Raw genomic sequence first — 13,286 nt, 5'->3', positions numbered from 1 at the left:
CCCCTCACTCCCGCACGATGTGAACGGCGACGGACGACGCCGCCCCGGCGACCGTCCAGACGGCCATGCCCCACAGGGAGAGCGCGGAGACGAGGCCCACGACGAGACGGACGGTCGTGTCCGGCCCGTCCAGGAGCCACACCGCCAAGCCCGCGACTCCGGCGGCGGTCAACAGGGCGGCAGGCACCCGCAGTCGGGGCTGCTCGAAGACCGCCGCGAGCGGCAGGAAGTGCAGCCCCACGACCACCGCGACAAGCGGCGGAATGAGCACGGCCGTGCCGGTGCGGGCGCACACCTGGGCGATGGCCAGGATCAGCAGCCACTGGACGCCGTTGATCTGGAGGAACCGTCGACGCCGGTCGGCGGGGAACGGGCCTCCCGCCGACGCGGGAAGGCGGCGCCGCGCGGTGAGCATCAGCGCGATCGCGGCGGCGCAGCCGACGACCATCGCGGCCGGCCCCGCCGAACCCCCGAATGTGCTCGTGGCCAGTAACCACCAGCCGAGACCGAACAGCGCGAGGAACCCCACCCCTGACTTGAACATGACCGACACCTTAAGCGGCGCGGTCCGGCAGGCGGGGTGGTTGCGGTGGTTGGATCTCCCTCACCCCGCGCGCAGGCGAACGACCCGTCGGCCCGCCCTCCTCGGCGGACCTGCAACTGGGCTGAGTACGGCACCCGTCAAGCCGCGAACGCCAGCAGCGTGTACGTCGGGGCGGGGCGCGGCGCCTCCGGGGCCGGCAGCGCCTCCAGGCGTGACGCCAGTTCCTCGCCGCCCTTCGCGTACATCCGCCCGGCCCGCACCTCCCGCGCGAGCCGGGCCGGGACCCGGCCCTGGCCGTGGCCGGCGAAGGTGGCGGAGCCGTGCGGGCGCAGACCGTGCTCCGCGGCGATCGACGTGATGCGCGCGCTGGCGTCGGTCGGTGGGCGGCGGCTGCCGTGGGGCGCGACGAGGGCGCAGACGTCGCTGCCGACGAGGTGTGCCGCGGCCTTGTCGACCGTGGTCACGAACACTCCGCCCGGGCGGAGTACGCGGGCCGCCTCGGCGACGACCGGCGCCGCGTCGTCCAGGAGGTGAAGCAGCCACACGGCGGTGACGGCGTCGAACGTGCCGCTCGCGAACGGCAGTTGGCGGGCGTCCGCCTGGAACGCCGCGCCGGACAGGCGGGGTGCGGCGGCCCGCAGCATGCCGGTGGCGCGGTCCACGCCGATCGGGCGCAGGCCGGGGCGGGTCAGGCGGCGGGTGACGAGGCCGGTGCCGCAGGCCAGGTCGAGGAGGGTGTGGGCGCCGGGCGGCACGAGTTCGAGTACCGCGTCGGCGGCCGCCTCGGCGCGCGGCTCACCGCCGCGGGTCGCGTCGTACCGCTGCGCTTCCTGGTCGTAGTCCAGCACGCGGGGACTCTAACCCGGGGCGTGGCGGGGGTGGGAGCGCCTGCGGCGGGCGGATCTCCCCCACCCCGCCCCTTCCCGAAACCGGGACCCCGCTGCCTCTCGTCCCAGGGCAGGGCTTAAAGATGGACGGCCGACAGCTTCTCCACCCGCTCCGCCAGCGCGAAGTCCTTCGCCGTGAGGGCGCCGCCCGCGTCGTGCGTGTTCACCGCGAGGGTCACCGTGTTGTAGCCGAGCGTCAGGTTCGAGTGGTGGTTCAGGGCCTCCTGGGTCTGCGCGATGTGCATGACGAGCGCCGCCGCCGCGAAGTGCGATTCCAGGCGGTACGTGCGCGTGAGCGCGTCGTCCTCGACGGACCAGCCCGGCAGTTCGGTGAGGCGGTCCTCGATGTCCTTCTGGGAGAGCGGTTCAGTAGGCATGCCTCCAGCGTGCCACCGGATGCGGCTACGGTCTTCCCATGACTGCCGCAGCGCGCAAGAACACGTCAGAAGTGGGCGCCCTGCTGCGCGGCTGGCGCGAGCGGCGGCGGGTCAGCCAGCTGGAGCTCGCGCTGCGGGCGGACTCCTCGGCGCGGCACCTCAGTTTCGTGGAGACGGGTCGTTCGCGGCCGAGCCAGGACCTCGTGCTGCGGCTCGCCGAGCATCTCGACGTGCCGATGCGGGAGCGCAACGCCCTTCTCCTTGCGGCGGGTTACGCGCCGCGGTTCAAGGAGACCCCGCTGGACGACCCCTCGCTCGGCGTGCTGCGCGAAGGGCTCGAAACGCTGCTGCGCGGCTACGAGCCGTATCCCGCGTTCATCGTCGACGCGACGTTCAACGTGATCGCGGCGAACGGCGGCATCGCCCTGCTGATGTCCTCGGCGCCCGCGCACCTGCTCACCGAACCGCTGAACGCGATGCGCCTCACCCTGCACCCGGAGGGCCTCGCCCCGCGGATCAGGAATCTGCGCGAGTGGCGGGGGCATCTGCTGGCACAGATGGAGCAGCAGATCGCCCTGACCGGCTCGCAGCCGCTGCGGGAGCTGTACGAGGAGGTGTCCGCGTATCCGCTGCCGCCGGGCCGCCCGGCCGGGGACGAGCCGGTCGCGCCCCTGCTGCCCTACTTCGCCCTGCCGATGGTGATCGAGCACGAGGGGCACCTGCTGTCGTTCGTGTCGTCGATCTCGACGTTCAACACGCCGCTGGACGTGACGGTCGCCGAGCTGGCCGTGGAGACCCTGCTCCCAGCCGACCCGGCGACGGCGAAATACCTTCAGGACGCGCTGGGCTGACCCCGCAGCGCGGCGTACTGGAGCCCCGCGAACGCGGCCACCACCACGGCCTGCAGCGACCCGTACACCATCCCGGCCGTGATCGGCTCCAGCCAGGCGAACAGGGCGACGAAGCTGAGCACCGTCCAGGCGAGGTTGACCTCGACCACGGTGCGCACGCCGAGCGCGGGCGGGCTGCTGCGCGCGGCGAGCACCGCGACCGCGGCGGCGTAGACGACGAGGCCGGCGCCGAGTCCGAGCAGCAGCCCCGGATCGATGCCGAGGAAGCGGCCGATCGGCCCGGAGGCGGCGACGTAGGCGAGGCCGTTGAGGCCGGTGCCCAGCGCGTCGGCGCCGAGCAGGCGGCGCAGCCAGGTGCGGCGGGCCTGGACCGGGGTCGTGGTGAGCGTGGTGGCGGACATCGGGATCACCCTCCGTCATCGGGTCGGTGGCACCACCCTGCCCGTGCCCGGGTGGCGGGGCGATTACGTCCGGGGTAATGGCCGACGGCCGCCCGCGCCCGCCTCGTACGGCCCCGGCCGAAGTGTGCCCCCGACGAGCGGCCATTAGCGTGCCCAGAACGGGACATCGAGGGAGCAAACGGTGACGGATACGACACGCACCCCGACCGAGCCGGACGCCGCGCTGCTGCGCGCCGGACGGTTCTTCCGGAGGGGGACGGCCTCCGAGGACCTGCACAGCGTGCAGATCAAGGGCGGCCGGGACGGGGACGTCTTCTATCGGGACCGCTGGAGCCACGACAAGGTCGTGAACTCCACGCACGGCGTGAACTGCACCGGCTCGTGCCGGTGGAAGGTGTACGTCAAGGACGGCATCATCACCTGGGAGACCCAGCAGACGGACTACCCGAGCGTGGGCGCCGACCGTCCGGAGTACGAGCCACGCGGCTGCCCACGCGGCGCCGCGTTCTCCTGGTACACGTACTCGCCGACCCGTGTGCGCTACCCGTACATCCGGGGCGTGCTCGTGGAGATGTACCGGGAGGCGAAGGCGCGGCTGCACGACCCGGTGCTCGCGTGGGCCGACATCCAGGCCGATCCCGAGCGGCGCCGGAGGTACCAGCAGGCCCGCGGCAAGGGCGGCCTGGTGCGTGCCACCTGGGACGAGGCCGTCGAGATCGTCGCCGCGGCGCACGTGCACACCATCAAGACGTACGGGCCCGACCGGATCGCCGGCTTCTCCCCCATTCCCGCCATGTCGATGGTGTCGCACGCGGCGGGCGCCCGGTTCCACTCGCTGATCGGCGCCCCGATGCTGTCGTTCTACGACTGGTACGCCGACCTGCCGGTGGCCTCGCCGCAGGTGTTCGGCGACCAGACCGACGTCCCCGAGTCGGGTGACTGGTGGGACGCCGCGTACCTCATGATGTGGGGCTCCAATGTGCCGGTGACGCGGACGCCCGACGCGCACTGGATGGCGGAGGCGCGCTATCGCGGCCAGAAGGTCGTGGTCGTCGCGCCCGACTACGCGGACAACGCCAAGTTCGCCGACGAGTGGCTGCACCCGCACCCCGGGACCGACGGCGCGCTCGCGCTCTCCATGGGGCATGTGATCCTCAAGGAGTTCTTCGTCGACCGGCAGACGCCGTTCTTCACGGACTACGTCAAGAAGTTCACCGACCTGCCGTTCCTGGTGACGCTGGAGGAGCGGGACGGCGCGTACGTGCCGTCGAAGTTCCTGCGCGCCACCGACCTCGGGCAGGGCGGCGAGGGCGCCGAGTGGAAGACCGCCGTGCTCGACGAGGCGACGGGCCAACCGGTCGTCCCGAACGGCTCCCTCGGCTTTCGCTGGACCGAGTCCGGCAAGGGCAAGTGGAACCTCGAACTCGGCAATATCCAGCCGAAGTTGAGCCTGCACGGCTCCGACATCGCCGGTGGCGTGGAGGTGCTGCTCCCCCGCTTCGACACCGACGGCGGCACGCACGGCCAGGGCCGCGGCGAGGTCGTGCGGCGCGGTGTGCCGGCGACCCGGCTCGGCGGGCAGGGCGGCCCGCTCGTGACGACCGTGTTCGACCTGCTGCTCGCGCAGTACGGCGTCGGGCGCGACGGCCTCCCGGGCCAGTGGCCCACTTCGTACGACGACGCGGACACGCCCGGCACCCCGGCCTGGCAGGAGATGCACACCTCCGTTCCGGCCGCCAAGTGCGTCAAGATTGCACGGGAGTTCGCGAACACCGCCGAGAAGTCGCGCGGGCGCTGCATGATCCTGATGGGCGCCGGCACGAATCACTGGTTCCACTCCGAGACCACCTACCGGGGCTTTCTTTCGCTGCTGCAACTCACTGGCTGTCAGGGCAGGAACGGCGGCGGTTGGGCGCATTACGTCGGTCAGGAGAAGTGCCGTCCGGTGACCGGCTGGGCCTCGCTGGCCTCCGCCAACGACTGGTCGAGGCCGCCGCGGCAGATGATCGGTACCGGGTTCTTCTTCCTCAACACCGACCAGTGGCGCTACGACAGGTTCAGCGCCGACGTGCTCGCGTCCCCGCTCGGCAAGGGCGCCTTCGAGGGCATGACGGGCGCCGATGTGCTGTCCCTGTCGGCGCGTTCGGGCTGGATGCCGTCGTATCCGACGTTCGACCGCAGCTCGCTCGCGCTCGGTGAGCAGTCCGTGGAGGACACGGTCTCCGAACTCAAGTCTGGCTCGCTGAAGTTCGCGTGCGAGGACCCGGACGCGCCGGAGAACTGGCCGCGCGTGATGACCCTGTGGCGGGCGAACCTGCTGGGCTCCTCCGCGAAGGGCGCCGAGTACTTCACCAAGCACCTGCTGGGCACGCACTCCTCGCTGCGCGCCGAGGAGGCCTCCCCCGAGGAGCGCCCCTCGACGGTGACCTGGCGCGACGAGGCCCCCGAGGGCAAGATCGACCTGCTGACCTCCCTCGACTTCCGGCAGACGTCCTCGACGCTCCTGTCCGACGTCGTGCTGCCCGCCGCCACCTGGTACGAGAAGCACGACATCGCCTCCACGGACATGCACCCCTACGTGCACTCCTTCACGCCCGCCGTCGACCCGCCGTGGCAGGCGCGCAGCGACTTCGACACGTTCAAGGCGCTGGCCCACAAGCTCAGCGAGCTGTCCGCCCAACACCTCGGCGTACGCAAGGACTTGGTGGCGACGCCGCTCCAGCACGACACTCCGGGTGAGATCGCGCAGCCCGGCGGCGTCGTCCTGGACTGGCGCAAGGGCGAGTGCGAGCCGGTGCCGGGCAAGACGATGCCGAACCTCACGGTGGTCGAGCGGGACTACACGGCGATCGGCGCCAAGTTCACCGCGCTCGGCCCGCTCGTCGAGCAACTGGGCCTTCCCGCCAAGGGAATCGCCCTCAAGCCCGACCAGGAGGTCACGGAGCTGCGCGAGCGCAACGGCGCCGTGCGCGGCGGCCCCGCCGACGGCCGCCCCTCCCTCGACACGGCGGTCAAGGCGGCGAACACCATCCTCGCCCTGTCCGGCACCACCAACGGCCGCCTCGCCACGCAGGGCTTCCACACGCTGGAAGCCCGTACGGGCCAGGAGATGGCGCACCTCTCCGCCGAGCACGAGGGCAAGCGCATCACCTACGCGGACACGCAGGCCGCGCCCGTCCCCGTCATCACCTCCCCCGAGTGGTCGGGCAGCGAGTCCGGCGGGCGCCGCTACACGGCATTCACCCTCAACACCGAGCACCTCAAGCCGTGGCACACCCTCACCGGTCGCCAGCACTTCTTCATCGACCACGACTGGATGCACGAGCTGGGCGAGGCGATGCCCGTCTACCGGCCACCGCTCGACATGAACCGGCTGTTCGGCGAGCCACGACTCGGTCCCGACGGCGAAAAGGAAGTGACGGTCCGTTACCTCACCCCGCACAACAAGTGGTCGATCCACTCCGAGTACCAGGACAACCTGTTCATGCTGGCGCTGTCCCGCGGCGGCCAGTCCATCTGGATGTCCCCGCAGGACGCCGACTCCATCGGCGTCAAGGACAACGACTGGATCGAGGCCGTGAACCGCAACGGCGTCGTCGTCGCCCGCGCGATCGTCTCCCACCGCATGCCGGCCGGCACGGTCTACATGCACCACGCGCAGGAACGCACCGTCAACGTGCCCAAGGCGGAGACGAGCGGAAAGCGCGGCGGCATCCACAACTCGCTCACCCGACTGATCCTCAAACCGTCCCATCTCATCGGCGGCTACGCCCAGTTGAGCTGGGCGTTCAACTACCTCGGCCCGACGGGCAACCAGCGCGACGAGGTGACGGTCATCCGCCGCCGCTCGCAGAAGGTGGAGTACTGACGCATGCGCATCATGGCTCAGGTCGCAATGGTCATGAACCTCGACAAGTGCATCGGCTGCCACACCTGCTCGGTCACCTGCAAGCAGGCGTGGACCAACCGCAACGGCATGGAGTACGTCTGGTTCAACAACGTCGAGACCCGCCCCGGGCAGGGCTATCCGCGCCGCTACGAGGACCAGGAGAAGTGGCGCGGCGGCTGGGAGCTCAACAAGAAGGGCGCCCTGAAGCTGAAGGGCGGCGGCCGGTTCAAGAAGCTCCTCGGCATCTTCTCCAACCCGAAGCTGCCGGAGATCAAGGACTACTACGAGCCCTGGACGTACGACTACAAGAACCTGACCAACGCACCGCTCGGCGACGACTATCCCGTCGCGGAGCCGCGCTCCCTGATCAGCGGCAAGCCGATGAAGATCGAGTGGTCCTCCAACTGGGACGACAACCTCGGCGGCGCCGCCCAGTACGGCGATCTCGACCCGATGGTGGAGAAGACCCGCGAACAGGCCGCGGAGAAGGTCAAGTTCCAGTTCGAGCAGACCTTCATGTTCTACCTGCCGCGGATCTGCGAGCACTGCCTCAACCCGTCGTGCGTCTCGTCCTGCCCGTCCGGCGCGATGTACAAGCGGGTCGAGGACGGCATCGTCCTCGTCGACCAGGACTCGTGCCGCGGCTGGCGGATGTGTGTCACCGGCTGCCCGTACAAGAAGGTGTACTTCAACCACCGCACCGGCAAGGCCGAGAAGTGCACGCTCTGCTATCCGCGTCTCGAGGTGGGTCTGCCGACGGTGTGCTCGGAGACCTGCGTGGGCCGGCTCCGCTATCTCGGCGTGATGCTCTACGACGCCGACAAGGTGACGGAGGCCGCCTCCTCGAAGAACGAACACGACCTGTACGAGGAGCAGTTGGGCATCTTCCTCGACCCCGAGGACCCCGCCGTGCAGCGGGCCGCCGAGGAGGCGGGCATCCCGTACGACTGGATGGAGGCCGCGCGGCGCTCCCCCGTGCACGCGCTCATCAGCAAGTACAAGGTGGCGCTGCCGCTGCACCCGGAGTACCGGACGATGCCGATGGTCTGGTACATCCCGCCGCTGTCCCCCGTCGTCGACGCGCTGACCGAGACCGGGCACGACGGCGAGGACCACTCGAACCTGTTCGGCGCGATCGACACGCTGCGCATCCCGCTCGAATACCTGGCGGAGATCTTCACTGCGGGCGACACCAAGCCCGTACGCGCCTCTCTGGAGAAGCTGGCCGCGATGCGCTCGCACATGCGGGCCATCAACCTCGGTGACCTGCCCGACAGTTCGATCGCCGAGTCCATCGGCATGGAGCCGCACGAGATCGAGGAGATGTACCGGCTGCTCGCCATCGCCAAGTACGAGGACCGGTACGTGATCCCGACCGCGGCGGTCGGCGACGCGCAGCGCCTCGAGGAGTCCGCGCTGCCGGCGGACACCTGCTCGCTCGACCACGAGGGCGGGCCCGGCATGGGCGGCGAGGGTCCCTTCGGCGGCGACTCCGGGACGACCGTCGCCGACGGCCGCAAGCTGCTGCCCGTCGTCTCCGTCGAGAACTTCCAGCTCAGCAAGGAACGGCAAACCGCAGACCGCACAGACGAGGTGGAGATGCCATGACCGACCGGACCTCCCTGCTCCTCCAGGCGTCCGCGCTCTGTCTCACGTACCCGGACGAGGAGTTCTACCAGCGGCTTCCGCTGATCCGCGCGGCCGCCCCGCCGCTCGCCCCCTTCGTCGAGCACGCCGAGGCCACGCCGATGCAGGATCTGGCGGCCCACTACGTCCAGGTCTTCGACTTCAAGAACCGGCACAGCCTGTATCTGACGTGGTGGCGCGACGGCGACACCCGCAGGCGCGGCATGTCCCTGGTGCGGATGAAGGAGGTCTACCGGGAGCACGGCATGGAGTTCACCGGCGAGGAACTCCCGGACTTCCTGCCCGCCGTCCTCGAATTCTCCGCGCAGGAGGGCACGTTCCTCCTTGAGGAGAACCGTGCGGGTCTCGAACTGCTGCGGTTCGCCCTCACCGACCACGGCACGCCGTACGCAACTGTCCTCAACGCGGTGTGCGCCGCCCTGCCCGGGCCCTCCCCCAAGGACCGGGCCGAGGCGCAGGCGCTCGCCCGGTCGGGTCCGCCCCAGGAGGACGTCGGCCTCGAACCCTTCGCACTTCCCCTCCTCGAGAAGGAGCACGCGCGGTGAACACAGCGCTCTTCGGTGTCCTGCCCTACGTGGCGTTCGTCCTGCTGATCGCCGGCACCATCTGGCGCTACCGCTACGACAAGTTCGGCTGGACGACGCGCTCGTCGCAGGTCTACGAGTCGAAGCTGCTCAACATCGCGTCGCCGATGTTCCACTACGGCATCCTCTTCGTGCTCGTGGGCCACATCGTCGGCCTGTTCATCCCGGAGTCGTGGACCGAGAAGGTCGGCGTCAGCGAGCACACGTACCACATGTTCTCGCTGATCGGCGGCACCTTCGCGGGCGTCATCACGGTGCTCGGGATCGCGATGCTGGTCTACCGGCGCCGCACCAAGGCCCCGGTGCTGCTGGCCACGACGCGCAACGACAAGACCATGTACGTGTTCCTGCTCGCCGCGATCATCCTCGGCATGGTCGCCAAGCTCACGCACTCCGGCGGCAACGGCTACGACTACCGGCAGACCATCGCACCGTGGTCGCGCAGCCTGTTCACGCTGAGCCCCGATGTGGCGCTCATGGACGGGGTGCCTACGCTGTATCAGATCCACGCAGTAGTGGGCATGCTACTGATTGCGCTGGTACCGTTCACCCGGCTCGTGCATATGTTCAGCGCGCCGGTGCAGTACCTGTTCCGCCCGTACGTCGTTTACCGCAGCCGCGACCCGCAGCGCCTCGGCGCCCGGCCGGAGCGTCGGGGGTGGGAGCGCACCGGCTCCTAGCTCCTGGGGGGACGTACCAAGGTGAGTGAACGTCGGCCCGCGCCCACCGTGGGCCAGGTCGTCCTCGGTCGCCGCCTGCGTGATCTGCGCGAGGCCCGCGGACTCAAGCGCGAGGAGGCGGCCAAGCCGCTGCGTGTGGCGAGCGCGACGATCCGCAGGATGGAGACCGCGGAGGTCGCGCTCAAGATCCCCTACGTGCAGATGCTGTTGGAGCTGTACGAGGTGCCGGAGCGCGAGATCGAGGCCTTCGTGGCACTCGCCGAGGACGCGAACCTGCCGGGCTGGTGGCAGCGGTTCCACGATGTGCTCCCCGACTGGTTCAGCCTGTACGTCAGCCTGGAGGGCGCGGCCTCGATGATCCGCGCCTACGAACCGCACTTCGTGCCCGGCCTGTTGCAGACGGAGGCGTACGCGCGGGCCGTCTTCGACGCCGGCACGGTGGGCCGCTCCCGGCCCGAGGAGGTCGACCGGCACATCGACCTGCGCATGGCCCGCCAGTCGCTGCTCGACCGGGAGGACTCGCCGCACCTGTGGGTCGTCATGGACGAGACGGTGCTGGCGCGCCCGCCCGGCGGCCCCGAGGTGCTGCGCGGCCAGCTGGACCGGCTCCTCGAGGCGGTGCAACGCCCCAACGTGACGCTACAGATAGCCGAGTTCGCGTCGGGGCCGCACCCCGGTACGTTCGGCCCGTTCACGCTGTTCCGGTTCCCGGTCAGGGAGCTGCCGGACATGGTCTACAGCGAGTACGTGACCGGGGCCCTGTACCTGGACTCCCGGGACGAGGTCGGCATGCACCTGGAGGTGCTCGACCACCTCGTGGCACAGGCGGCCGGGGCCGAGCGGACGGTGGAGATCCTGGAGCGGGCGCGGGAAGCCCTCGGATGACCGGCAGGCGGTGACCGGCCAGGGCTTGCAGCGACCTACTGGGGCTTGTCGTCGTCCACGATCTCGGCGTCGACCACGTCTTCGGGGGCGTCCTTCTCCTGGTCCTGGGGCGGCTGCTCGCCCGACGGCGGCGCGTCCTCCCGGGCCGACGAGGCCGCCTGGTACATCGCCTGCCCCATCCGCTGGCTGACCTCGCCGAGCTTGCGCACCCCCTCGCGCAGCTCCTGCGTCGACGGCTCCTTGGACTCCAGTACGGTCTTCAACTCCCGTACGGAATCCTCCACTTCGGTCCGTGTCGCGGCGGGGATGCGCCCCTCGCTCTCGTCGTTCTCGCGCAGGAAGCGCTCCGTCTGGTAGACGAGCTGCTCCGCCTCGTTGCGGACCTCGGCCGCCTCGCGGCGCGTGCGGTCCTCCTCGGCGTGCGCCTCGGCCTCCCGCATCATCCGGTCGATCTCGTCCTTGGGCAGCGCCGAGCCGCCGGTCACCGTCATCTTCTGCTCGCGCCCCGTGGCGAGGTCCTTGGCACCGACGTGCATGATCCCGTTGGCGTCGATGTCGAAGGTGACCTCGATCTGCGGCACGCCGCGCGGCGCCGGCGGGAGTCCTGTGAGGTCGAAGACGCCCAGCTTCTTGTTGTAGGCGGCGATCTCCCGCTCGCCCTGGAAGACCTGGATGCCGACGGAGGGCTGGTTGTCGGCGGCGGTCGTGAAGCTCTCCGAACGGCGGGTGGGAATGGTGGTGTTGCGCTCGATGAGCTTGGTCATCACCCCGCCCTTGGTCTCGATGCCGAGCGACAGCGGGGTGACGTCGAGCAGCAGCACGTCCTTCACGTCACCGCGGATGACACCCGCCTGGTAGGTGGCGCCGACGGCGACGACCTCGTCCGGGTTGACGCCCTTGTGCGGGTCCTTCCCGGTGAGTTCCTTGACGAGGTCGGTGACGGCGGGCATGCGCGTGGAGCCGCCGACCAGGATCACGTGGTCGATGTCCTTCAGCTCGACGCCCGCGTCCTTGACGGCCTGGTGGAAGGGTTTCTTGCAGCGGTCGAGCAAGTCCCCTGTCAGTTCCTGGAGTTGAGCGCGCGTCAGCTTTTCGTCGAGGTGCAGGGGGCCGGCGGCGGAGGCGGTGACGTAGGGCAGGTTGATGGTCGTCTCGCTGGACGAGGACAGCTCGATCTTGGCCTTCTCCGCGCCCTCGCGCAGCCGCTGCACGGCCATCTTGTCGTCGGCGAGGTCGATGCCGTGGGCGTTCTTGAACTGCCGCGCGAGGTGGTCGACGATCCGCTGGTCCCAGTCGTCGCCACCGAGTTGGGTGTCGCCGTTGGTGGCCTTGACCTCGATGACACCCTCGCCCATCTCCAGGAGCGAGACGTCGAAGGTGCCACCGCCCAGGTCGAAGACGAGGACCGTCTGCTCGTCGCCCTTGTCGAGCCCGTACGCCAGCGCGGCGGCGGTCGGCTCGTTGACGATGCGCAGCACCTTCAGTCCAGCGATCTCGCCGGCCTCCTTCGTGGCCTGGCGCTGCGCGTCGTCGAAGTAGGCGGGCACGGTGACGACGGCGTCGGTGACGTCCTCGCCGAGGTACGACTCGGCGTCGCGCTTGAGCTTCTGCAGGACGCGGGCGGAGAGCTCCTGCGCGCTGTAGCGGTGACCGTCGATGTCACCGGAGTCGGGGAAACGCCAACTCCCGTCGCCCATATGCCGTTTGACGGAGCGCGCGGTGCGCTCGACGTTCGTCACGGCCTGCCGCTTGGCGACCTCGCCGACGAGCACCTCGGCGCTCGACGACCTGGCGAAGGCGACGATCGAGGGCGTGGTGCGCGCGCCCTCCGCGTTGGCGATGACGGTGGGCTCACCGCCCTCGAGCACGGCAACCACCGAGTTCGTCGTACCGAGATCGATACCTACCGCACGCCCCATGACGCGTCCCCATTCCATGCGAAGGCCCGCTCACGTCCGGATCCAGCACAGGGCGTGAGCGGGCCTACGTCAAGAGCGCGGACGCCTAGGACTAACCGCCCAGCTTGGCGGTCAGCGTGATCGTCGTGCCGGTGAGGGCCTGGCTCACGGGGCAGTTCTTCTTGGCGTCCTCGGCGGCCGCCTGGAAGCCCTGCTCGTCGAGGCCCGCCACGGTGCCCTCGACGGTGAGGTGGATGCCGGTGATGCCCTCGCCCGGCTGGAACGTCACGTCCGCGGAGGTGACCAGCTTGGTGGGCGGGGTGCCCGCGCCGGTCAGGCCGTTGGACAGCGCCATGGAGAAGCAGGAGGAGTGCGCGGCCGCGATCAGCTCCTCCGGGCTGGTCTTGCCGTTCGCCTCCTCCGCGCGGGACGGCCAGGACACCGGCTGCTGACCGATGCCGGACGAGTCGAAGGTGACGGTGCCGTTGCCCTCGAACAGGTTGCCTTCCCACACGGTGTGTGCGGAGCGCGTGGTTGCCACGGTGGTTCCTTTCCGTTTCCGGATGCTTCGGACTCCTATCCGACCACATCCGACGCGCCCGTGGCACGCCACCATGGCCGGAAAGCGAACTGGGCAAGTCGG

12 protein-coding genes are annotated in these 13,286 nt (G+C 70.0%); 6 read left to right on the top strand and 6 right to left on the bottom strand.

Annotated elements, in window-relative coordinates; genetic code table 11:
* Nucleotides 1–4: 4 nt before the first annotated feature.
* The 3 genes from ACYSUO_RS30560 to ACYSUO_RS30550 form a co-directional block, all read right to left on the bottom strand.
* The gene (locus tag ACYSUO_RS30560; RefSeq protein ID WP_461779447.1) at nt 5–544 is read right to left on the bottom strand and encodes a hypothetical protein; all 540 of its coding nucleotides are present in this window, start codon (nt 542–544) and stop codon (nt 5–7) included.
* A 137-nt stretch (nt 545–681) separates the two neighbouring features.
* A complete protein-coding gene (locus tag ACYSUO_RS30555; RefSeq protein WP_461779446.1) occupies nt 682–1,392 on the bottom strand; it encodes a class I SAM-dependent methyltransferase in 711 nt (236 codons plus the stop codon).
* 116 nt (nt 1,393–1,508) lie between these two features.
* Nucleotides 1,509–1,808, bottom strand: a complete 300-nt coding sequence (locus tag ACYSUO_RS30550) for a 4a-hydroxytetrahydrobiopterin dehydratase (protein WP_461779445.1) — start codon at nt 1,806–1,808, stop codon at nt 1,509–1,511.
* Between the two features lie 38 nt (nt 1,809–1,846).
* Between ACYSUO_RS30550 and ACYSUO_RS30545 the strand changes: the two genes are divergently transcribed.
* Entirely contained in the window at nt 1,847–2,659 is an 813-nt protein-coding gene (locus ACYSUO_RS30545) for a helix-turn-helix domain-containing protein (protein WP_461779444.1), read from the top strand.
* On the opposite strand, the gene ACYSUO_RS30540 is transcribed toward ACYSUO_RS30545, so the two are convergent.
* Complete coding sequence (locus ACYSUO_RS30540) at nt 2,641–3,060, bottom strand: hypothetical protein (protein ID WP_461779443.1); 420 nt, start codon at nt 3,058–3,060, stop codon at nt 2,641–2,643. The genes ACYSUO_RS30545 and ACYSUO_RS30540 overlap by 19 nt on opposite strands.
* A gap of 181 nt (nt 3,061–3,241) precedes the next feature.
* Here ACYSUO_RS30540 and ACYSUO_RS30535 point away from each other — a divergent pair, with 181 nt between their 5' ends.
* Genes ACYSUO_RS30535 through ACYSUO_RS30515 form a run of 5 tightly spaced genes read left to right on the top strand, consistent with a single transcriptional unit; the run spans nt 3,242 to nt 10,745 of the window.
* Nucleotides 3,242–6,928, top strand: a complete 3,687-nt coding sequence (locus ACYSUO_RS30535) for a nitrate reductase subunit alpha (protein WP_461779442.1) — start codon at nt 3,242–3,244, stop codon at nt 6,926–6,928.
* 3 nt (nt 6,929–6,931) lie between these two features.
* Nucleotides 6,932–8,557 (top strand): nitrate reductase subunit beta, encoded by a 1,626-nt coding sequence (gene narH / locus ACYSUO_RS30530; RefSeq protein WP_461779441.1) that lies wholly within the window; start codon nt 6,932–6,934, stop codon nt 8,555–8,557.
* Nucleotides 8,554–9,141, top strand: coding sequence for a nitrate reductase molybdenum cofactor assembly chaperone (gene narJ, locus ACYSUO_RS30525; RefSeq protein WP_327660716.1), 588 nt, complete (start codon nt 8,554–8,556; stop codon nt 9,139–9,141). Before narH ends, narJ begins: the two co-directional genes overlap by 4 nt.
* Nucleotides 9,138–9,860, top strand: a complete 723-nt coding sequence (gene narI, locus ACYSUO_RS30520) for a respiratory nitrate reductase subunit gamma (protein WP_461779440.1) — start codon at nt 9,138–9,140, stop codon at nt 9,858–9,860. Before narJ ends, narI begins: the two co-directional genes overlap by 4 nt.
* A 21-nt stretch (nt 9,861–9,881) precedes the next feature.
* Nucleotides 9,882–10,745 carry a helix-turn-helix domain-containing protein gene (locus tag ACYSUO_RS30515; protein WP_461779439.1) on the top strand — a complete coding sequence of 288 codons (864 nt, stop codon included), beginning with the start codon at nt 9,882–9,884 and terminating at the stop codon, nt 10,743–10,745.
* Nucleotides 10,746–10,780: 35 nt separating this feature from the next.
* Here ACYSUO_RS30515 and dnaK read toward each other — a convergent pair whose 3' ends face one another.
* Both dnaK and ACYSUO_RS30505 read right to left on the bottom strand, forming a co-directional pair.
* A complete protein-coding gene (gene dnaK, locus ACYSUO_RS30510; RefSeq protein ID WP_461779438.1) occupies nt 10,781–12,664 on the bottom strand; it encodes a molecular chaperone DnaK in 1,884 nt (627 codons plus the stop codon).
* 91 nt (nt 12,665–12,755) lie between these two features.
* Entirely contained in the window at nt 12,756–13,184 is a 429-nt protein-coding gene (locus ACYSUO_RS30505; protein WP_399239590.1) for an OsmC family protein, read from the bottom strand.
* Nucleotides 13,185–13,286: the final 102 nt, after the last annotated feature.

Source organism: Streptomyces sp. UC4497, assembly GCF_054871485.1.
Note: the sequence above shows the minus strand (reverse complement) of the source record. Positions and strands in the feature narration are given on the sequence as shown.

What these genes read in the sequence shown, in the direction of transcription:
- ACYSUO_RS30545 (WP_461779444.1), top strand. Translation starts at nt 1,847, where the DNA reads ATGACTGCCGCAGCGCGCAAGAACACGTCAGAAGTGGGCGCCCTGCTG.
- dnaK (WP_461779438.1), bottom strand. Translation starts at nt 12,664, where the DNA reads ATGGGGCGTGCGGTAGGTATCGATCTCGGTACGACGAACTCGGTGGTT.
- ACYSUO_RS30540 (WP_461779443.1), bottom strand. Translation starts at nt 3,060, where the DNA reads ATGTCCGCCACCACGCTCACCACGACCCCGGTCCAGGCCCGCCGCACC.
- narJ (WP_327660716.1), top strand. Translation starts at nt 8,554, where the DNA reads ATGACCGACCGGACCTCCCTGCTCCTCCAGGCGTCCGCGCTCTGTCTC.
- narH (WP_461779441.1), top strand. Translation starts at nt 6,932, where the DNA reads ATGCGCATCATGGCTCAGGTCGCAATGGTCATGAACCTCGACAAGTGC.
- ACYSUO_RS30560 (WP_461779447.1), bottom strand. Translation starts at nt 544, where the DNA reads ATGTTCAAGTCAGGGGTGGGGTTCCTCGCGCTGTTCGGTCTCGGCTGG.
- ACYSUO_RS30550 (WP_461779445.1), bottom strand. Translation starts at nt 1,808, where the DNA reads ATGCCTACTGAACCGCTCTCCCAGAAGGACATCGAGGACCGCCTCACC.